This window comes from Pseudomonas sp. PSB11, from assembly GCF_014596605.1.
GTDB classification, from domain to species: Bacteria; Pseudomonadota; Gammaproteobacteria; order Pseudomonadales; family Pseudomonadaceae; genus Aquipseudomonas; species Aquipseudomonas umsongensis.
Window position 1 is genome coordinate 1 of sequence record NZ_NOIO01000047.1, and the last position, 19,505, is coordinate 19,505.

A 19,505-nucleotide genomic window follows, 5' to 3' on the forward strand; every position below is an offset into this window, starting at 1 on the left:
ACAATCTGCACAAGGTGTTCGATCTCTTCAGCCAGGCGGACAACCAGCATGCCAGTCATCAGCGCGAAGGCCTGGGCATTGGCCTGTCGTTGGTGCGGCAACTGGTGGAAGCCCACGGCGGTTCGGTAGATGTACAGTCCGAAGGCGTTGGTCGTGGCTGTACCTTCACCCTCCGGTTGCCGCTCTCTCGGCCCTCACAACAGCCGGACAAACAGCCGACAGTCGCCGAACAGGGGCGTCTGGTTGGCCAGAAAGTGCTGCTGGTGGAAGACTCCAAGGACGTCTTGGAAGTCCTGCAAATGTTGCTGGAAATGGAAGACGCCCATGTCGAAACCTTCAGCGATCCCGTGCAAGCCCTGAAAGCGGCGAAGGACAACAACTACGACGTGATCATCTCGGACATCGGCATGCCGGTCATGGATGGCCATCAGTTCATCCGGGCCATCCGCCAGATTTCCCACCTGAAACACACGCCTGCCATTGCCCTCTCGGGCTACGCCACCCGCGAGGAACAGAAAAAAACCAGGCAATCAGGGTTTAATTATCATGTAGGTAAACCGGTATCCCATGACGACTTCATCGACATCATTGACGAGGCTTGCAATACGCGGCCTTATTGAGTGAAGCATTCATTCACGAGACTCGATCCAGCCCGCCCAAAGCCACTAGTCGGCCAATAGGTATTGCTCGTCCAGAGCGTGTTGACGCACCACCCTGCCAAGCGTTGAATTTTCTTGTAGCTCATACAGGGAGGACACCACATGGCAAAAATAAAAATCCTGGCGGGGGATTTCCTTGAAGGTTCTGCAGAACTTGAACCTGGGTTCATCACCATTCAAACGGCCGTCTATCCATGGCCAGGCCTGAAGATCACCACGTGCGAAATACTCGAGGTCACGGTTGTCAATGAATCTTCTTATCGGGACGTATCGAGCGCTGTCGGCTTGGGGCTGGCCGGCGCATTGGCTCTCGGACCGATCGGAGCTGTCGCCGGCGTGATACTGGCAGACGATGAAATCGAGCTGACCTTTTCGATGCAGCTGAGGGATGGACGGTCGCTGCTTTGCGCGACCGATAAGCGCACCTACCTAGACATTGAAGCCGCAATCGGTAAGCAGGCGAAAACGAAGTTTTTCAATTAGTGGTGCATGCAGGCGGCCGTATTCTTGAGCCCAGCGAGCAAATGTCCAGGCGAACAGGAAACCTGTGGCGAGGGGATTTATCCCCTCACCACATAAATCCCCTCACCACATAAGCCCTCTCACCACATTAGGCCTCCCACCACATGAATCCCTAGCGAATGCCCGCCCCTGCCAGGGACTCAGGCGACCACTGTGCCTTGGACAGCGCACTGATGTAGTGGATGCCGCCATACGGGCCAACCACGCCGTTGATGTTGTAGGAACCGCCGACCAGGTCGTAGATCATGTACGGCGTGGCGTCCGGAACCTGCTTGTCATAACTCTGGCTCAGGAAGGCGAAGGACCCACGGTAGAGCTGCCCACGGGAATCGTACTGGTCAGAGGCCAGAGCGACCCAGCTGTCTTCATCCAGATAGAAGCGGCGTTTCTGGTACACGTGACGTGCGCCGGACTTCAGATTGCCCTCCACCACCCACACGCGGTGTTTCTCCCAGCGCACCATATCCGGTGCCAGGTGGTTGGAGGTCGTCAGCGACTTCGGATCCTGGGCGTAGGTCAGTTTGTAGGTGTTATAGGGCACGATCATTTCCTGCTTGCCCACCAACTTCCAGTCATAGCGATCCAGCGCGCCGTTGAACACGAACACGTCGTCGTAGGTGCCGGTGCCAGCCGTACCTGGGTTAGGCGTGTCGTAGGCCAGGCTTGGGGCCAGCTTCACCCGGCGCTGGCCAGGCAGGTACTGCCAGGCGCGGCGCGGCATTTCGATGGCGTTGGTCGCGTCCTTGAGCATGATGGCTTCACCGGCGCGCCGCGCCGGGCCGGTGTAATACAGTTTCATCTGGTAATACACGTCGGAGCTGGTGATCGGCTGCGACATGTTCTCGTAGATCGGGTAGTTGATGAACGCTTGAGCGGTGGTCGCCAGGCTGGCCACACCGGCCGAATCGACGTTCCAGGAGTCGTACTTGGCATTGATATTGACGCCCTGGTAACGCAGCAGGAAGTTCCACATGGCCTCGGCGCCCGATTGCGGAATCGGGAACGGCACGCCCGGCAAGACGTTGTCGATGGCCAACCCGCCTTCAAGGGACTTGGCCCCGGACGCGTTCTTCACACTGTTGTCCAGGACTGCCTGCGGCAGTACTACAGTGCGGTGGGTCGGATAAACATCGACGCGGTAGCTGGGAAATCGCTCGATCAACTTCGCCGTGGTGGCCGTGAGCATGCCCTGGTACTGGGCGAGGTTCTTGCCGTCGATCACCAGCACCGGCTTTTCACTGGCAAAGGGGTCCGGACGAAACGTATCGCCCGCCTTGAAGCTGGCCGGTGCGGTGGTCAGGCCGCCGCTATAGGCCGGAATGGAGCCATCGGCACTACCGGCCTTTTCGGCCCCCACCAGCGTCAGGCTGGAGCCCAGCCTGGCCACCTGTTCAGGGGACACTGCAGCGTGTACCGCTGTTGTGAAAACCATTGCCAGGGAAGTCGCCATCAAACTTTTCACGAACATCATTGCGTAGATCTCCTGCCCGGCATCCGGGCAATGCGAATGTTTAGAAAGTTTTGTTCAAGGTCAGGCTACAGCCAACTGACTTCGCCGCAGGCACGCACTACAAACGCTATGTTCATGCATTGACTTGTCTCCGTTTATTTTTGTTTTTATCCAAACAACATCAAATACTTCGATGACGCATTTTCCCGCCGGAACTATTGTTAATCGCCTTTATTGAACTCAACCTTTGTAGCGAACACACGCCTGGCGTTGCTGGCCAAGTTTTTCAATACCCAGCGTAACAATGTCGTTTTCTTCAAGGAAAACCGGTGTGGGCTTGATACCCATCCCAACGCCTGGCGGCGTACCCGTGGTGATAATGTCGCCAGGGTAAAGTCGCATGAACTGGCTGATATACGCGACGATGCTGGGTACATCAAAAATCATCGTCGCCGTGTTGCCTGTTTGCCTGCGAACGCCATTCACATCCAGCCACATGGATAAGTTCTGTACGTCGCCTATCTCGTCTTGGGTAATGAACCATGGGCCAATCGGGCCAAAGCTGTCACAACTCTTTCCTTTATCCCAGGTGCCCCCACGTTCCAATTGATAGGCTCTTTCCGAAACATCATTAACCAGGACGTAGCCCGCTACATACGCCAATGCATCCTTTTTTTCGAGGTAGGCGCCTTCGCTGCCAATAACAATGCCGAGTTCGACTTCCCAATCGGTTTTTTTACTATCGGGTGGAAGGATGATTTCATCATGGGGGCCCGTGACACAGGAGTTGGCTTTCATGAACACTATCGGTTCCGAAGGAATCGGCAGATTGGCCTCCTGTGCATGATCCCGGTAATTCAAGCCGATCGCGAGGAACTTGCCGGTTACCCGCAGTGGCGTCCCCAACCTTGGACTCCCCTCCACGGCCGGGAGAGTCGATGGATCGATATCCTGTAGATGCGCCAGGGATGATGGCGTGAATGTACTTGCGTCGATGTCGCTGAGAATACCGCTCAGGTCTCTGATGATGTCCTGGCTATCGAGCAGGCCAGGCTTCTCCTTGCCCTTTTCTCCGAATCTTACCAGTCGCATAGTGTTGTCCAGATGTTGAAGTGGGGTGTCGTACTCAACGGCAAGTTCGCACGGTTTAAAGGACGGCTCCCCCATTGGGACTGATGACCTGCCCCACGAAATAGTGATCGCCTGCAAGGAACGTCGCCACGGAGGCATATTCATCGGTTGTCCCGAACCTGCCCGCCGGTATGACTTGCCAGAACCTGCGCCGGCCTTCCTCGCCGATGGAGTCGAGATACTCTTCAAAGAAGGGAGTCGACACCCCGCCCGGTGCCAAGGCATTGACCAGGATGTTGCCGCCGGCAACTTCTGCCGCGACCGATTTGGTGAAGGCAATGACGGCGCCCTTTGACGCGCTGTAGTGAGGACTGTGCGCGCTGATTGCCGACATCCCGGCGATCGAGGCAAGGTTCACGATGCGACCATAGCGTTGCTCCTGCATCAGCTTGAGCGCTTCGCGCGTGCAATAGAACATACCGTGCACATTGACATCCCAGTACCGATGCCACTCCTCGTCGGTAATTTCACTGGTGAAACCCAGTGATTGCCTCGGTTGCGCAGTGGTGATGTAGGCATAGTGCTTGTTGCGTCGTACCGCATCAGCGGCCCCGGTGGGCGCCAGCGCCGCGTTATTCACCAGAATGTGCAACGTGCCAAAACGCTGGACGATGTCGGCGAACATGGCGACCACCTGGCTACTCGAGGAGATGTCGCAGTGCAGGGCCAAACAGTTGGCACCCGCCGCTTCAACAGCCTTGCGGGTTTCCTCCAGGGCGGGGATGTCGATATCGCAGATGACAACATCCGCACCGGCCCGCGCGAAATGCCGGGCAATGGTTCCCCCCAGGCCTCGGCCCGCGCCGGTAATCAATACGACACGGCCTGCAAAGTTGCGCGTGCTTGCCTGCGCCATTTCAAATGGCGCGTGTTCAAGTTGCTCGTCCAATTGCATAAATGACTCCGGTATCTGGATGACGTGGGACAAGTATCTGCAGAAAACCAAATCCGCTTTTGACGATTTGGGGTAATAATTTTACATTTTGGGGTTGGCGGGTGTTTCAGCGCTCAAACATGGGTCCATAGAGGGACAACCTGGGCTTGGCCAATACACGGCGCAACATCGGCTCAAAGAAGCTCAAGGGTAAGGTTTCACCTTCGGGATCGAAGGCGGGACTGTCGTACAATTCGATAAATTCTGCCGTGCGCGCATAGTTCGACTGTTCCTTGAACATGTCGCGCATGTTGCGATCCATTCCAATGCGGTGAAAGAAGTTATAACCCTGGAAAATTCCATGGTTCTGGATCATCCAGTGATTTTCTTCGCTGACAAAAGGTTTGAGGATGGCCGCCGCCACTTCGGAGTGATTGTAGGTGCCCAACGTATCACCGATATCATGCAGTAACGCGCACACCACATACTCTTCATCGCGACCATCACGATAGGCGCGCGTAGCCGTTTGCAGGCAGTGACCCAGGCGATCAATCGGAAAGCCGGAAAAATCACCCGACAGCAAATTCATGTGCGCGATGATTCGATCAGGCAAAGCGCTGGCAAAGTTTTTAAATTCTGCAGATATGATATCCCAGTCTTCCTGGGTGCTTTGATCCATCCGGGTAAACAATGCAGTTGCACTCATTTAACGCTTCTCACAGGATGAGTTTCAGTTAAAGCGACATTCATGGATTAAGTTAGAGTCGTCACTGGGTCCAGGACGACGTCTTGCCCATCAGATCGCCCGGCGCATAAGGCTATAACTCTGAGCGGTAGGTCCTGCATCAGGCATATTTGCCAGGAACAAGGCCAGCGACACCACGTCTTCCGGGGTCTTGAACCACTCTCCCGGGGGAATCGCCGCATCACGGGTCATCTCGGTCTGTACAGGCCCCGGAATCAGTTCGTTGACGCTGATGTTGTATTCCAGCAACTCCACCGCGAGCGACTGGGTGAGCATCCACATGCCGCTCTTGGAGCAGGAGTAGGCCGAAAAACCGGGGGTGGCACGGTGGCGCTGGCCAGAACCGATCATGATGATTTTCCCGGCACCGCGCCGGCGCAGGTAAGGGATGGCGGCATGAGCGGTGTGGTAGGCGCCGGTCAGGTTGATGTCGATGGTCTTGCGCCACTGCGCCGGGTCACTGTCCTCGATCCGGCGTTGCTCGATGGCGATGCCGGCGTTGGCGACCACGATATCGACGCCGCCGAACTCATCGCTGGCGCGCTGGTACAGGGCGGCGACTGCGGCGTAGTCACCCACGTCGACTGTCTGGGCGACAGCCTGGCCGTCTGCTTCGATGATCATGCGCACAGTCTCGGCTATTTCCGCCGTGCTGCGGGCACTGCAAACCACCGCGGCGCCAGCCTGCGCATAAGCCAGGGCAATGGCGCGACCAATGCCACGGCCAGCGCCGGTGATGACGGCGACTTTACCCTTGAGCGGTTTTGAATGGATGTGATTCATCGTCTGCATTTCCTTACGGGATGTGAGAAGTGTTTTTTCAACGCGATTGATGGCAACTTGAGGATTCATGGCGGCGCAGGTCGTGGAGGTAATGGGACCTTGCGAAAGCAAACGCCAGTGCTGAGCCAATCGAGACCAACGGGACCCATTGCAATGCGCCGAGCAGGCCGATCCTGTCGGCGAGCAGCCCGGTCAGGTAAGGGCCTGGCGCGGCACCCAACAGGTTGCCGGCCAGCGCCAGGGTAGCGATGGCGGTTCCGTGAAGAGAGACGTGCACCAGATCGGTGACGATGGCGCCCGCTGAGCCATAAGTGCCAGCCGCAAAGAAAACGCCCGCGATGATCACCGCGAACTGTCCGGTGCCGGGTGGCAAGCGCATGCTGATCATCAGCAGCAGGCAGGAGCCCAGGCAGTAGAAAATGGCGGGCAACGTTTTGTTTTTGTCCGACTTGCGCCCCACCCAGTCAGTGAACACGCCGCACAGCCCCATGCCGAGCCCGCTGGCGATCAGTAACACTGCCGCCGCCAGTGCCGACTTGTCAGCGGGTAAATCGTAGTAGCGGTTCAGGTAACTGGGCATCCAGGCAATGATGGTGTAGGCGGTGAAGAGCTGAAGGCCACTGCCAACATAGGTGAACACCAGCGTCGGCGCGCCGAACAACGTCTTGAGAAGTGAGCGCAATCGAATTTTTTCAACACATTTGCCTTCGACCGGCGACTCGGCCAACTGAAGGGGCCTGTGCCGCGCCAGGCGTGCGTCAGTTACGGTGAACGCAAAGAACAGGATCAATAGAAACCCGAGCGCCGCCATGGCAATCAACGCGGCGCGCCAGCCAAAGTGATTCGCTATCACGCCGCTTGAGGCCAGGCCCAGTACCGAGCCAAACATGCCGGCGGAGGTAAAGGCCCCGGTCAGCGTGGCACGCATGGAAGACGGGAATACACTCAAGATGATCGCAAGCCCCACGCTGCCGTAGCCGGCCTCGCCAATACCGACAAACAGTCGGGCCAGCAGCAGTTGGTTATAGTGCTCCGCCAGTCCACAGGCCAAGGTGCTCAGGCTCCAGAACAGCGCCATGATCACCACACTTTTAACCCGCCCCCAGCGGTCTGCCATCAACGCGGCCGGAACAGCCAGCAAGCCCACCGCAAGGCCGACGATGCCGCTGAGCAGGCCAAGTTGGGCATCGCTCAAGGCCCACTCGGCCTTCAGTTGTGGAAAGACTGCATTGAGTGCCTGTCGCGACATGTAATCGGACAGCATCAATGCGTAGATAACGATAAATACCAGCCAGCAATAGGCTCGCGGGCGTGAAATCCCACGCGCAGGATTCGCCGCAACCGATATGGAAAACTTCTCTGCCTGCATATCGCCCCCATTATTTTTATCCACGCAACTCAAGGGAATTGCGCACGGCTGCATCGGTACAACCGGGCAGGAAGGCGCTGGTGCCTTACTGCCCGTGCTCACGCTGAGGCGAACTATCGACCGTGGGCCGAGGGGACGATCGGGCCCGCAGTGCGGTTGGGCAGCATGCCGTTTGCAGCGAGCGTTTCGTCTGCATCCTTGTACCAGGTGCCGATGCGGTAGATTTGGCGCGCCTCTTTGCCGGTCGCAATCTCGCGGCCCAGCTCTTTAGCCACACGCACGGTTTGCTTGACCTGGTCCACTGAGCCGAAGCGCTGGCCATGTTGACCAATGATGGTGTCTTCGTTGCCGCAGCGCGGGTGCAAACCCATGGCCAATGCCATCATGTTGAACGGCAGCACATTCTTGAGCAGAGACTCGGCGGTCAATGTGCAAGCTTGCGGTACACGCTGCACGAAGTTCATGAAGTTGAACGGATTGGGACCCTCAAATCCTCCGCCTACCCCGATCCAGGTCAAATTCAAAGGACCGGTGTAGAGGCCTTTGCGGACCAGGCGCTGCAAGGTTTCCAACGCGTGGATACCCGTTAGCTGAAAGTGCGGCTGAATCCCGGAGGCCTGCAGGCGGCGCAGGTGCTCTGCCACCCAGGCCGGCCCTGCGGGCACTGTCATTTCGCTATAGGCTGCGCCGAGTAGCGGATTGCCCAGCGAAGTGCCCTCGATGTATTCGGGATAGAGCAACTCCATGATGTTCATCTGCGTGGTGTTGATCGCTACCGTCACCTGGTCGGGTTTCGGATCAAGGTCTGCCAGCATGTGGCGCGTGTCATCGGACAGCCACTTGGCAGCCTGGCCATCGTTTTCCGGGGCGAATGAAATCGAACCGCCGACCTGGATGATCATGTCCGGCACAGCCTCGCGCACACCGGCGATCAGCTCGTTGAATTTGGACAGGCGTTTCGATCCCTTGCCATCCAGTTCCCGCACATGCAGGTGCAGCACAGTGGCGCCTGCTTCGTAACACTCGACTGCCTTTTCGATGTGTTCTGCCATGGTGACAGGGATATCTTCCGGGAAATCCTCAGGCATCCACTCGGGACCGTACGGGGCGACGGTAATAACTACTTTTTCCTGGTTTTCCGGGTGCAGCGAATCGTCTAGAAATTGCATTTTCTATCTCACTGTCAGCTAGTTGGATCGGATTGGAAAAAAGCTGTGTCTGCCCGCTCAGTAAGGCCGGTCACCGATGATCGTGGCGCGGTCCATCTGGCGATGGCACGGCGGGTAATCCATCACGGCGTAATGCTGGGTGCAGCGGTTGTCCCAGATGGCCATGCTGTTTTTCTTCCAGCGCCAGCGCACTTGATATTCAGGGATGTACGCCTGGCTGATCAGGTATTGCAGCAGGTCACCACCGGCCTGGTTGCAGTCCTGTCCGTAACGCACACGTTCCTTGGTGTGGTAATTCACGAAGTGCGTCGCAAAGGCATTGACGAACAGCACCTTTTCGCCGGTTTCAGGGTGAATGCGCACCACTGGATGCTCTGCATCCGGAAACTGGGCCTTCAGCGCATGGCGTTTTTCACGCTCCATCGCCGCGCCGAAACTCGACTGGATGCTATGACTGGCAATCAGGTCGCCGATCTGCGCCTTGACCTGATCCGGCAGGTTGTCATAGGCCAACACCATATTCGCCCACATCGTGTCACCGCCGACTGGCGGGCACTCCACGCAGCGCAGTACGGCCCCCATGGGCGGTGCCTGGCGCCAGGTCGCATCGGTATGCCAAGTGTTCTCGTAGCGATCGAGCGGGACGTCCGGGCGCTTGTAGATTTGCACCAGGCCGGGCGCCTCGGGGTCGGTTGGCGCTACCGGATGATCCTCCAGATCGCCAAAGCGGCGTGCAAAGCTCGCATGCTCAGCCCGGGTAATGTCCTGATCACGCAAAAACAGCACCCGATGTTTGATCAACGCTTCGCGGATAAGCCCGAACACTTCATCGTCGTGGATGGCGTCGGCGACATTGACATCGATCAGCTCGGCACCGATGGAACAGGTCAGTTGTTCAACTCGCATGGCGACCTCCTCAGATCACAAAAATCGAGGAGCCTGTGGTTTTGCGCGCTTCCAGATCGCGATGGGCCTGCACCGCGTCCTGCAGCGCGTAACGCTGGTTGATCGGGATATTGATGCGACCGGCTGCAACATGACCGAAGATTTCCGCAGCGAGTGCGGCCTTTTCCACCGGGTCGACGATGTAATCAGCCAGCGCCGGGCGGGTCAGGAAAGGCGAACCCTTGGTGGCAAGGATTTGCGGATCAAAGCCCGAGACCGGGCCGGAAGCGAAGCCCAGGCAAACGACCAGACCGCGCCGCTTGACCGAATTCAAAGAGGCGTCGAAGGTGTCTTTCCCCACGCTGTCGATCACCACGTTGACGCCAACGCCATCGGTCAATTCACGGACCCGCGCGGCCACGTCTTCGTGGCTGTAGTTGATCGTATGGTCACAACCATGGGCCCGCGCAATCTCGGCCTTGGCTTCGCTCGATACGGTGCCGATAACCGTCACACCGAGTAGCTTGGCCCACTGCGACACGATCAGTCCAACACCGCCAGCCGCCGCATGCATGAGGATGGTGTCGCCCGCTTTGAAGTCATGGATGCGACGCATCAGATAGGACGACGTCAGCCCGCGCATGGTCATCCCCGCCGCTGTTTCGCACGAAATGGAATCGGGCAGCTTGATCAAGGGCGCCGCGGGTATCAGGCGCTCAGTGCTATAGGCGCCCAATGTGTTAAGGAAGCCGGTGTAGGTGACACGATCGCCGACCGCAACATTACTCACCCCTTCGCCAACGGCCTGGACTACGCCTGCGCCTTCCACGCCCATGCCGGCGGGAAGCGGCATCGGGTACAACCCGGAACGGAAATACGTATCGGCAAAATTCAGGCCCACCGCTTCATGACGCAATCGAACTTGCCCTGGACCCGGATCGCCAACCTCCATTTCTTCCCAGCGCAAAACATCCGGACCACCTGTTTCATTCATACGAATAACGTGTGCCACATTGATTCTCCTCGAATACGAAATGCCGAATGTTTGCGCTCAATATCAGTGTGCTTAGCGCCACTCGTAGAAAAAGTATCCGCGAATGGCCTGTGTTGGACTTGACATTTCGGGGTATTTTTTTTACATCTCGAGGCAAAAATGGAGTTCCAATGCCGAGTTTGCTTAGAAGTTCAAGCCTGACGAATTTTATCGACGTTGCGATCTCCGTCGGACTCGACCCCTATCGACAGTTGCGCAAGGCAGGCATCACCGATGCGGCGTTGATGGACCCAAGCATCATGATCCCGGCGAAATCGGTCATGCACTTGCTGGAAGACTCTGCGTATGCGGCGAAGATCGAAGACTTTGGCCTGCGCATGGGCCAAACCCGCCAGCTGGAGAACCTCGGTCCGCTGGCCATTGCCCTGCGCGAGGAGCAGACGCTGCGCAAAGCCTGGCAATCGCTAACACGCCGTCTCGGGCTCACCAACGAATCAATGGACTTGAGCATTGAAGAAGCCAACGGCGTGGCGATTTTCAGGCAGGAACTCACGGACAATATGGGGGGATCGGTAAGACAAGCCACCGAGCTCGTCACGTGCGTGATTTTCCGAACGTTGAAACAACTGCTTGGCCCCACCTGGAAGCCTCGCAGTGTCTGTTTCACGCACCAGGCGCCAGTCAATCTGGCGATGCACCGGCATGTGTTTGGACCATCGGTTCGGTTCAATCACGAATTCGACGGCATCGTATTGGCCACCACCGATCTGGATGCAGCGATCCAGTCGTATGACCCATTGATTGCGCGCCATGCCCGGGAATTCCTCGACGCCAAACTGGCCCAGTCCGACGTGACGATGCCTGACAAGGTGCGCAAACTGGTCTTCGCGCTATTGCCGACGGGCGAGTGCGTAGCCGAAAAACTGGCCCAGCAGCTTGGCGTGGACCGCAAGACCCTGTATCGCCACCTCGCCCATCACAATCAAACCTACTCATCCATTGTCGATGACGTTCGGGTCGATCTGGTAAACCGCTATGTCGTGAACCGCGAGCGACCGCTTTCAGAAGTCGCCATTCTTCTGGGCTTTTCTTCCCTGAGTGCCTTTTCCAGATGGTTCTCGGGTCGCTTTGGTTGCAGTGTGACGACATGGCGTCGGGAGAAGCAAAAAGCGTAGCCAACAAAAAAGGGCCTACCGCGAAAACGGTAGGCCCTTGATATTCATGGTGCCCGAAGCCGGAATCGAATAACACCTATTTTGACCCATTTTTTGGCCTCGAAATCACTCTAATCAATGTGGAGAAAAGGCTCAGTGGCCGCTGGACACCTTATCGGCTTTTCCAAAGCAAGCCCCCCCTCCCTGATCTACATCCCTCCATCAGCCGGGTAAAAATCAGTTTAGACCTAAGGTAAGAAGCCTTTGAATGTTCGACGCCCCGAAGTAGGTACGTCGATGAACCGTACTGCCACTTCGTTGCCTCTGGCAGGTCTATGGCTCGATGCTGAAAACTTTGCGTTAAACCAAACCGACTCAACTCCTCAGTGAGGGGCAGAAATCGGCCAAAAACAGTCCTCCTCTTTTCTCGCCAGACAAAGGTTGAGACTGCAGATCCGATTGTTTCCCACCATTACCGTACAACCTGCAAGCGGCCTTATGCGCTCATTTCGGAGCGCTCTCCAAGAGGTAACCTTCGACACTTTCCATGGAAAGGGCTTCAAGCAGCACCTGCTCCAGGATGACAAAAAAACATTTGATGTGAGCCTGTTTCAATGCCTGCGGCCGGGTCACCAGATAGACCTCCATATCTGGAAGTTGGAGATCCGGGAACAACCCGATCAGATCCTTCGCCAGAATACGGGGCAGCACCGCCACGCCCATACCTCGCCTCACCGATTCGAGCTGAACCGCGAACGAGCTCACGGTGATCTGCGTGCGGTCCAACCCCGCGGCCTTTGCCACCCGCATTTGCGCCAACATGTCCAGCGGAGGAAGCAAGCCAATATTGACCGCAGTGGCCGGAGTCAGCCCTGGAAACCGCTTCAGATAACCTGCATCGGCGAAGACACCGTAAGCGAGCCTGCCTATGGAGCGATAAATCAGCGACGGTTCGCCCAGATGAGTCGTGCGTACAGCAATGTCTGCGACGCCGCGGACGATCTTGTGAAAGTCGGCTGTTACCAGCAACTCCACCGAGCATCGCGGATGCAGAGTGGTGAAGCGACTCGCGGCCTCCAGCACGCAAGACGAGAACCCCTCTCCTGCACTGACCACGACACTGCCAGACAGCTCTGTGTGTAACTCGGACATGCCCGTAACGGTTTGACGCCTCAAGCCCGCTTCTGCAGCCAGGGCAACGTCCACGAGGGATTGGCCTCGCGGGGTCAACCTGCATCCTTCAACTCCCCGCTCGACGAGTGGCTCGCCAAGTGCGCCTTCAAGTTGGGTCAGCCGTCGCGCCACAGTAGACGCAGCGACCCCCAGCAATTGGCCGGCCTGAAGAAAGCTGCCACGTCGCGAGACTGCCAACAGCAGGCGAAGATCGTCCCAATTTGCTTGCAAAGCCATGCTTCATATCTTCCCTGATCCGCAAATTTGCAAATCCATTATGCAGCAGTCGCTGTTTTTCGGCAGAGGCGTCAACGGTATATCTACACCCCCTCGAAAAGAATGGAATGGACTGTATGACTACTGGCCCCAACGACTATGCGGAACGCGCCGCCAGCGCCTTTAATCGCCGAGATCTGGAGTCGATGCTTGCGCTGGTTTCCGAAGACTTCGTCTACTTCGATGGTATGGGGATACAAACCGGTCGCGAAACCATGCACAAGCGAGAGCGCGCATTAATCGAAGCGTTCCCCGATGCCAAGGTGACCTTGAGCCCTTTTATCGTCACTGACGATCGTTTGGCACTGACCGCCCTCCTGACCGGCACCTTCACTGCACCATTAGTGCTGTCGGACCGGGTGATTCCACCCAATGGACGCCACATTGCCGCGTACTACGCCGCACACTTCACCTTCAGAGACGGGTTGGCCATACGTGAAGAGGCCTTCTTCGACAGTGCGGTGTTGATGCCGTTAGCCGATCAGAGTGAGGGTTGACACATGCATAACACATTCGTCACTGGCGCGACCGGCTTGTTGGGCAACAACCTGGTGCGCGAATTGGTCGCTCGTGGCTGCGTGGTCAAAGCCCTGGTCCGTTCAAGAGCCAAAGGTGAACAACAGTTCAAGCATTTGCCGGGTGTGGAACTGGTGGTGGGTGACATGGCCGATGTCGACGCGTTCGCAGTGTCGCTGCAAGGCTGCGATACGGTGTTCCACACCGCAGCGTTCTTTCGCGACAACTACAAGGGCGGCAGCCACTGGGAAGAACTCGAAAAGATTAATGTGTCCGGTACACGGAACCTGCTTGGTCAGGCCTACCGCGCTGGTATACGACGGTTCATCCATACGTCTTCCATTGCCGTGCTCGACGGCGCTCCCGGCACGTCAATTGATGAAACCTGTCTGCGGGCCGACGCCGATGCGGATGACTATTACCGCAGCAAGATCCTCGCCGACCGTATCGTCCTGTCGTTCCTGGAAGTCCATCCCGAGATGCATGCCTGCATGGTCCTGCCTGGCTGGATGTGGGGTCCTGCCGACATTGGCCCGACCTCCTCGGGACAGTTGGTCAACGATGTCGTACGCGGTAAATTGCCCGGACTGATCCCTGGTAGTTTCTCCGTTGTCGATGCCCGCGATGTGGCATTGGCGCAGATTGCCGCCGCCAGACATGGACGGCGAGGCGAGTGCTATCTCGCGGCGGGTCGGCATATGACCATGCGAGAGCTGGTGCCCGTTCTTGGGCGTATCGCAGGCGTCAAGACACCCGTTCGACAACTGCCGCTGCCCTTTCTGTACACCTTGGCAGTTGTGCAAGAGATCTACGCGCGTATTACCGGCAAGCCCATTCTGCTGAGCATGGCCACGTTGCGCCTGTTGGTACGAGAAAAGGACCGCACCTGTTTCAACCACGGCAAGAGTGAACGAGAGCTTGACCTAAGTTTCCGGGCGCTGGAGCAAACAATCAACGACACCGTGGCGTGGTACCGTGATCACGGTTGGTTTGATAAACACCAGGACAAGGACGTAAACAGACAGTGAGCAGAAAAATAATCCTGATGCGTCACGGCCAGCCAAAGCTGGACGCAACCGACAAAATGTCAGCGCTCGATATGAAAGACTGGATCGAACAATACGACCGATCCGAAATTACCGACCAACCCGTCCCGGATGCCAGCAAGCAACTCGCCGCAATCGCCACGGTGATTGTCTCGAGCAACGCGCCTCGTGCGCTGACTTCCGTCCAGGCTCTGGGCCTGAAGCCCGCCTTCGTCGACGCGCTATTCCGTGAAGCGCCACTGCCTTATGGTCACTGGAAACTGCCACGGCTATCGCCGTTTACCTGGGCATTTATCCTTCGAGTCTTATGGTTGTGTGGTTACTCACGCAGAGTCGAATCCGTCGGCATTGCGAGGATGCGTGCCCGCACGGCAGCTCAACGACTTCAGTCCCTTGCCAGCGAAGGACCGGTTCTGCTGCTCGGTCATGGCTTTATGAATCGAATGATCGCCAGACAACTGGAGGCAGATGGATGGACTCGCCAAAAACGTAACGGCAGCCAATATTGGAGTGCGACGGTGTATCAAAATGGCGGTGTTTAAGAGGTGAGAGTTTCTGCTTTATAGAGATCGGTGCCCTCCCTCCTTCAAAACTGACCAGGCTGAAATTTGTATGGTTGCAATGGCATGCGAATGTAGGGGTACTTGGCCTGCGAAAAGCTGAAACAGGAGGGGCTCTTCATTTTAAGGAAGGTGAATCTCCTCATAATCGGTTCAAATCACTCGTTTCGTTCCACTGGGACGTCCGCAAACGGCCACCCCTTACTCTGAGTCTGCTAAAGGTCGACCGCAGCGCTCCGCGTAGGTAGACGCGACATTTAATTATGACGTCTAGGCGGGTGAATTCGGGGAATCGGCCTTTGAATTCAAGGGCCAAGCCGGTACGGACAAAGCCGAATCAAGCCGCGATATTTTGTAGGATAGGGATCAACTTGGACATACGATCGTCGTAATGACGAGTCTCGCCAACCAAGTGAATTGCGGACCAATCCAATAATTGCGGACCAGAAACGAACAAGGGCTTGCTTAGCTTCCGCTCGCAAACCCTTGAAATATATGGTGCCCGAAGCCGGAATCGAACCGGCACGCCCTTACGAGCGGGGGATTTTAAGTCCCATGCGTCTACCAGTTTCGCCATTCGGGCGGTAGCGCGGTGAAGCAGAGGGGGGAATATATACATCCCGACCGAGTGAAGCAAGTTTGCAACGGTGTTTTTCGAACAGTGCCTCGAGTCGGCTGCGAAAAAAAAAGCGCCTTAAATCATGCATCTACGGTGATTTTGTACAGTATCTGGGAGGATCGATAGCGCACTTGCACCCAGGGCATCACGAAAACGACATTATCTCCCAATGTTTCAAAAGCCAGCGCAATCCCACCTTTTCAGTGCGCCTGCTCGCTGCCATGCCAGACAACTCCGAAATCTGATCTATGCTGGTGCCAGCAGCGCCGCTGTTTGGCTTAGCAATGCGGCGCTACCCACATTATCCTTACCCCTTTCATGAACCCGTTTGAATTGGCGTGGGCAGGCTGCTGCGGTCGCCATTTAAGGCCTTAATGTATGACGTCTTCCACGAAGCACGCACCCGATGCCCCCCAGCGCAGAGAGTTGACCCCCAGTACCCTGGACTTTCCTGTGGTAGGCATCGGCGCTTCCGCAGGCGGGATTCAGGCCGTGAAGTCATTTTTTCAACACATGCCCGATGACAGCGGCATGGCCTTCGTGGTGATTCTTCATTTGTCACCGGATCACCACAGCATCGTCGACCGGATCATTCAGGAAGTCACTGCGATGCCGGTGCTGCAGGTGACCGAAACGAGTGATATCAAGAAGAACACCGTCTACGTCATCCCGCCCGCGCACCACCTGGCGATGAGCGATGGCCACCTGTCGGTGACATCGACCGATCGACACCCTGGCTTGAGCATCGCCATCGACCTGTTCTTCAGGGACCTGGCGGATGTGCATAAGGAACGTGCCTTTTGCCTGGTGCTTTCGGGCACTGGTTCTGATGGCGCGGTGGGGTTGTCGCGAATCAAGGAACAAGGCGGCGTCACGCTGGTGCAGGCACCCGAAGATGCCGAGTTCGAGGGCATGCCTCGCGCCGCCATCGAAACCCGGATGGTCGACCTGGTGCTGCCGGTGGTACAAATGCCGGAAAAGCTGCTGGAGCTGTGGCGCAACTCGCAAGCCATTCGCCTGCCCATCGCCATCGATCCTGACGCCAGTATCGGCCCGGCTCCCGGCGAGCGCGACGCCGCCGTCGCCGAACAACGGCTGCAGGACATACTGCTGCAACTGCGGGCGGGCACTGGCCATGACTTCAAGCACTACAAGCGCGCGACGGTGTTGCGCCGCATCGAGCGGCGCCTGCAAGTGACCGCGCAACCGGATCTGGCCGCCTATTACCAGTACCTGCAGGCTCATCCGCAAGAAACCAGGGAACTGCTGTGCGACATGCTGATCGGCGTGACCAATTTCTTTCGCGACCGCGAAGCCTTCCAGGCGCTGGAGCGTGACGTCGTACCCAGCCTGCTCAAATCATCGGGGCCACAGCGTGACGAGATCCGCGTCTGGTCGGCAGGCTGCTCGACGGGCGAAGAAGCCTATAGCCTGGCAATGATGTTGACCGAACAGCTGGCGCAGCAAGAGAGCCCCGCCAAGCTGCAAGTCTTCGCCACGGATATCGATGACCGGGCCATCGCCTTCGGCCGCAACGGCGTCTATCCCGAAGCGATCGCAACCGACGTCCCGCCGTCATACATGCGCCAGTACTTCAGCCGCGAACAACAGCACTTTCGCGTGCGCAAGGAAGTCCGCGAGAAAGTGCTGTTCGCCAAGCACAGCCTGTTGCTGGACCCGCCGTTTTCGCAAATCGACCTGATCGTCTGCAGGAACCTGCTGATTTACCTCGACCGCGACGTACAACGCGACATCATGCAAATGTTCCATTTTGCCCTGCGCCCGGGCGGCTACCTGTTCCTGGGGACCTCCGAGTCCGCTGACGCTTGCCTGGACCTGTTCACCCCCGTGGACAAACGCAACCGCATCTTCCGCGCCAAGAGTGGCCTGACCCATGTCCGACGGGCACCGGCCATGCCTCGCGGTGGCTACGTGCGCACGACCATCGCCAGCAGCCCCGTCGTCGCCCAATCCGCACGCAAGACGTCCTACGCCGATATCCATTTGCGCGCCCTGGAAAAGGCCGCGCCGCCGAGCATCATCGTCGATGCCAATGCCAATATCCTGCACATCACCGAAGGTGCTGGGCGCTTCCTGCGTTATGTGGCGGGCGAGTTGTCGCGCAACTTGCTGACGCTGGCCCATCCGGACCTGCGACTGGAGATCCGCACCACGCTGTTTCAGGTGCAGCAGGCCGGTACGCCAGCGACCTCGCGCAAAGTGCGAATCGAGCGTGAGCGACGCAGCTATCTGGTCGACCTGACCGCTCACCCCTACAAGGACGACGAGACCGAAAACGAATACATCCTTGTGATCTTTGAGGAACGCGAAGTCGAGCCTCAGGATTCGCTCGCCAGCGCCGCCAACCAGACCGAAAACCGGATGTTGAGCAATCTCGAGCAAGAGCTGCAACGTACCAAGCTGCACTTGCAGGAGACCATCGAGCAATCGGAGGTCTCCAGCGAAGAGCTCAAGGCTTCGAACGAAGAAATGCAGGCCATCAATGAAGAGCTGCGTTCGGCCACCGAGGAGCTGGAGACCAGCAAGGAAGAGCTGCAGTCGATCAACGAGGAACTGCTGACCGTCAACTACGAGCTCAAGACCAAGGTTGAAGAAACCGACAAGATCAATGACTACCTTTCCAACCTGATTGCCTCCACTGACATCGCCACGGTGTTCGTCGATCGCAATATGCGCATCCGCTGGTTCACCCCCCGGGCCACGGACATCTTCAGCATGCTGCCGGTGGACACCGGGCGCTCGTTGCTGGACATCACCCATCGCCTCGATTACCCGCAGATGGCCGAGGACGCGGCGACCGTCTTCGATTCGCTGAACATGATCGAGCGCGAGGTCAGCAGCAACGACCAACGCTGGTACATCGCCCGATTGCTGCCCTATCGCTCCAGCGAGGACCATATCGACGGCACGGTGCTGACTTTCATTGACATCAGCAAGCGGCGCGCCGCCGAAGACGAGCTGCGCCTGGGTGAGGAACGCATGCGCCTGGTTGCCGAAAGCACCCACGATTTTGCGATCATCATTCTCGACGAGCATGGCGTGATTACCGACTGGAACACCGGCGCGCAGCTGATTTTCGGTTACGCCAAGGACGAAGTGCTCGGCGCCTATTACGACCTGATCTTCACCCCCGAGGACCGCGCCGAGGGCGTGCCTGAAGCCGAACTTGCGGCGGCACGCGAACATGGGCGCGGCGAAGACGAGCGCTGGCACCTGCGCAAGGACGGCAGCCGCTTCTATTGCAGTGGCGAGGTCGCCTTGCTCAAGGGGGAAAGCCTGCAGGGTTACGTGAAGATTGCCCGCGACCTCACCGGTCACAAGCGCATGCACGACCAACAAAGCCAGCAGCTGGCCGACACCCAGACCAGCAGTCACCTCAAGGACGAATTCTTTGCCGTGATGTCCCACGAACTCAAGCACCCGCTCAATCTTATCCAGCTCAATGCCGAACTGCTGCGGCGCCTGCCGATGACCAAATCCGCCGGGCCGGCCATCAAAGCCGTGAACACCATCTGCGATGCGGTCGCCAGCCAGGCGCGGATCATCGACGACCTGCTGG

17 protein-coding genes and 1 tRNA gene are annotated in these 19,505 nt (G+C 57.6%); 7 read left to right on the forward strand and 11 right to left on the reverse strand.

From position 1 onward, the window contains the following. A partial coding sequence (locus CGA21_RS29015; RefSeq protein WP_223194300.1) for a response regulator occupies positions 1–620 on the forward strand: 620 nt, incomplete at its 5' end. A 141-nt stretch (positions 621–761) separates the two neighbouring features. Further along, positions 762–1,142 (forward strand): hypothetical protein, encoded by a 381-nt coding sequence (locus tag CGA21_RS29020; protein ID WP_110755231.1) that lies wholly within the window; start codon positions 762–764, stop codon positions 1,140–1,142. Positions 1,143–1,293: 151 nt separating this feature from the next. On the opposite strand, the gene CGA21_RS29025 is transcribed toward CGA21_RS29020, so the two are convergent. The 9 genes from CGA21_RS29025 to CGA21_RS29065 form a co-directional block, all read right to left on the reverse strand. Next, positions 1,294–2,652: a DUF1329 domain-containing protein gene (locus tag CGA21_RS29025; RefSeq protein ID WP_188265628.1), complete on the reverse strand. Its 1,359-nt coding sequence runs from the start codon at positions 2,650–2,652 to the stop codon at positions 1,294–1,296. A gap of 219 nt (positions 2,653–2,871) precedes the next feature. After that, entirely contained in the window at positions 2,872–3,723 is an 852-nt protein-coding gene (locus tag CGA21_RS29030) for a fumarylacetoacetate hydrolase family protein (RefSeq protein WP_188265629.1), read from the reverse strand. Positions 3,724–3,778: 55 nt separating this feature from the next. Next, entirely contained in the window at positions 3,779–4,657 is an 879-nt protein-coding gene (locus tag CGA21_RS29035; protein ID WP_020799095.1) for an SDR family NAD(P)-dependent oxidoreductase, read from the reverse strand. A gap of 106 nt (positions 4,658–4,763) precedes the next feature. Continuing rightward, on the reverse strand, positions 4,764–5,342 hold the full coding sequence (locus tag CGA21_RS29040) for an HD domain-containing protein (protein ID WP_033040779.1): 579 nt from the start codon (positions 5,340–5,342) through the stop codon (positions 4,764–4,766). Between the two features lie 90 nt (positions 5,343–5,432). Beyond that, entirely contained in the window at positions 5,433–6,164 is a 732-nt protein-coding gene (locus tag CGA21_RS29045) for an SDR family NAD(P)-dependent oxidoreductase (RefSeq protein ID WP_020799097.1), read from the reverse strand. 37 nt (positions 6,165–6,201) lie between these two features. Beyond that, positions 6,202–7,533 (reverse strand): MFS transporter, encoded by a 1,332-nt coding sequence (locus CGA21_RS29050; protein ID WP_110755234.1) that lies wholly within the window; start codon positions 7,531–7,533, stop codon positions 6,202–6,204. A gap of 113 nt (positions 7,534–7,646) precedes the next feature. Then, on the reverse strand, positions 7,647–8,702 hold the full coding sequence (locus CGA21_RS29055; protein WP_020799099.1) for a 3-keto-5-aminohexanoate cleavage protein: 1,056 nt from the start codon (positions 8,700–8,702) through the stop codon (positions 7,647–7,649). Positions 8,703–8,759: 57 nt separating this feature from the next. Beyond that, complete coding sequence (locus CGA21_RS29060; protein ID WP_110755236.1) at positions 8,760–9,608, reverse strand: TauD/TfdA dioxygenase family protein; 849 nt, start codon at positions 9,606–9,608, stop codon at positions 8,760–8,762. Positions 9,609–9,618: 10 nt separating this feature from the next. Next, entirely contained in the window at positions 9,619–10,599 is a 981-nt protein-coding gene (locus CGA21_RS29065; protein WP_020799101.1) for a quinone oxidoreductase family protein, read from the reverse strand. 29 nt (positions 10,600–10,628) lie between these two features. Between CGA21_RS29065 and CGA21_RS29070 the strand changes: the two genes are divergently transcribed. Then, a complete protein-coding gene (locus CGA21_RS29070) occupies positions 10,629–11,756 on the forward strand; it encodes an AraC family transcriptional regulator (RefSeq protein ID WP_223194302.1) in 1,128 nt (375 codons plus the stop codon). A 483-nt stretch (positions 11,757–12,239) separates the two neighbouring features. Here the strand turns inward: CGA21_RS29070 and CGA21_RS29075 are convergent, their stop codons facing one another. Beyond that, entirely contained in the window at positions 12,240–13,145 is a 906-nt protein-coding gene (locus tag CGA21_RS29075) for a LysR family transcriptional regulator (RefSeq protein ID WP_188265630.1), read from the reverse strand. Positions 13,146–13,261: 116 nt separating this feature from the next. Here CGA21_RS29075 and CGA21_RS29080 point away from each other — a divergent pair, with 116 nt between their 5' ends. From CGA21_RS29080 to CGA21_RS29090, 3 genes are read left to right on the forward strand one after another with little or no spacing between them, the layout of a single operon-like run. Next, positions 13,262–13,681 carry an ester cyclase gene (locus CGA21_RS29080; RefSeq protein ID WP_188265631.1) on the forward strand — a complete coding sequence of 140 codons (420 nt, stop codon included), beginning with the start codon at positions 13,262–13,264 and terminating at the stop codon, positions 13,679–13,681. A gap of 3 nt (positions 13,682–13,684) precedes the next feature. Then, positions 13,685–14,728: an SDR family oxidoreductase gene (locus CGA21_RS29085; protein WP_188265632.1), complete on the forward strand. Its 1,044-nt coding sequence runs from the start codon at positions 13,685–13,687 to the stop codon at positions 14,726–14,728. A 17-nt stretch (positions 14,729–14,745) separates the two neighbouring features. Next, entirely contained in the window at positions 14,746–15,288 is a 543-nt protein-coding gene (locus tag CGA21_RS29090; RefSeq protein ID WP_080725261.1) for a histidine phosphatase family protein, read from the forward strand. 514 nt (positions 15,289–15,802) lie between these two features. Here the strand turns inward: CGA21_RS29090 and CGA21_RS29095 are convergent. After that, a tRNA-Leu gene (locus tag CGA21_RS29095) sits at positions 15,803–15,889 on the reverse strand. A gap of 414 nt (positions 15,890–16,303) precedes the next feature. Here CGA21_RS29095 and CGA21_RS29100 point away from each other — a divergent pair. Then, positions 16,304–19,505, forward strand: a 3,202-nt coding sequence (locus tag CGA21_RS29100; RefSeq protein WP_188265633.1) for a CheR family methyltransferase, incomplete at its 3' end; no start/stop codon positions are given.

Excerpts from the sequence above, each read along its gene's own strand:
- CGA21_RS29020 (WP_110755231.1), top strand. The coding sequence starts at position 762 with ATGGCAAAAATAAAAATCCTGGCGGGGGATTTCCTTGAAGGTTCTGCA.
- CGA21_RS29025 (WP_188265628.1), bottom strand. The coding sequence starts at position 2,652 with ATGATGTTCGTGAAAAGTTTGATGGCGACTTCCCTGGCAATGGTTTTC.
- CGA21_RS29030 (WP_188265629.1), bottom strand. The coding sequence starts at position 3,723 with ATGCGACTGGTAAGATTCGGAGAAAAGGGCAAGGAGAAGCCTGGCCTG.
- CGA21_RS29035 (WP_020799095.1), bottom strand. The coding sequence starts at position 4,657 with ATGCAATTGGACGAGCAACTTGAACACGCGCCATTTGAAATGGCGCAG.
- CGA21_RS29040 (WP_033040779.1), bottom strand. The coding sequence starts at position 5,342 with ATGAGTGCAACTGCATTGTTTACCCGGATGGATCAAAGCACCCAGGAA.
- CGA21_RS29045 (WP_020799097.1), bottom strand. The coding sequence starts at position 6,164 with ATGAATCACATCCATTCAAAACCGCTCAAGGGTAAAGTCGCCGTCATC.
- CGA21_RS29050 (WP_110755234.1), bottom strand. The coding sequence starts at position 7,533 with ATGCAGGCAGAGAAGTTTTCCATATCGGTTGCGGCGAATCCTGCGCGT.
- CGA21_RS29055 (WP_020799099.1), bottom strand. The coding sequence starts at position 8,702 with ATGCAATTTCTAGACGATTCGCTGCACCCGGAAAACCAGGAAAAAGTA.
- CGA21_RS29060 (WP_110755236.1), bottom strand. The coding sequence starts at position 9,608 with ATGCGAGTTGAACAACTGACCTGTTCCATCGGTGCCGAGCTGATCGAT.
- CGA21_RS29070 (WP_223194302.1), top strand. The coding sequence starts at position 10,629 with ATGTTTGCGCTCAATATCAGTGTGCTTAGCGCCACTCGTAGAAAAAGT.
- CGA21_RS29075 (WP_188265630.1), bottom strand. The coding sequence starts at position 13,145 with ATGGCTTTGCAAGCAAATTGGGACGATCTTCGCCTGCTGTTGGCAGTC.
- CGA21_RS29080 (WP_188265631.1), top strand. The coding sequence starts at position 13,262 with ATGACTACTGGCCCCAACGACTATGCGGAACGCGCCGCCAGCGCCTTT.
- CGA21_RS29085 (WP_188265632.1), top strand. The coding sequence starts at position 13,685 with ATGCATAACACATTCGTCACTGGCGCGACCGGCTTGTTGGGCAACAAC.
- CGA21_RS29090 (WP_080725261.1), top strand. The coding sequence starts at position 14,746 with ATGCGTCACGGCCAGCCAAAGCTGGACGCAACCGACAAAATGTCAGCG.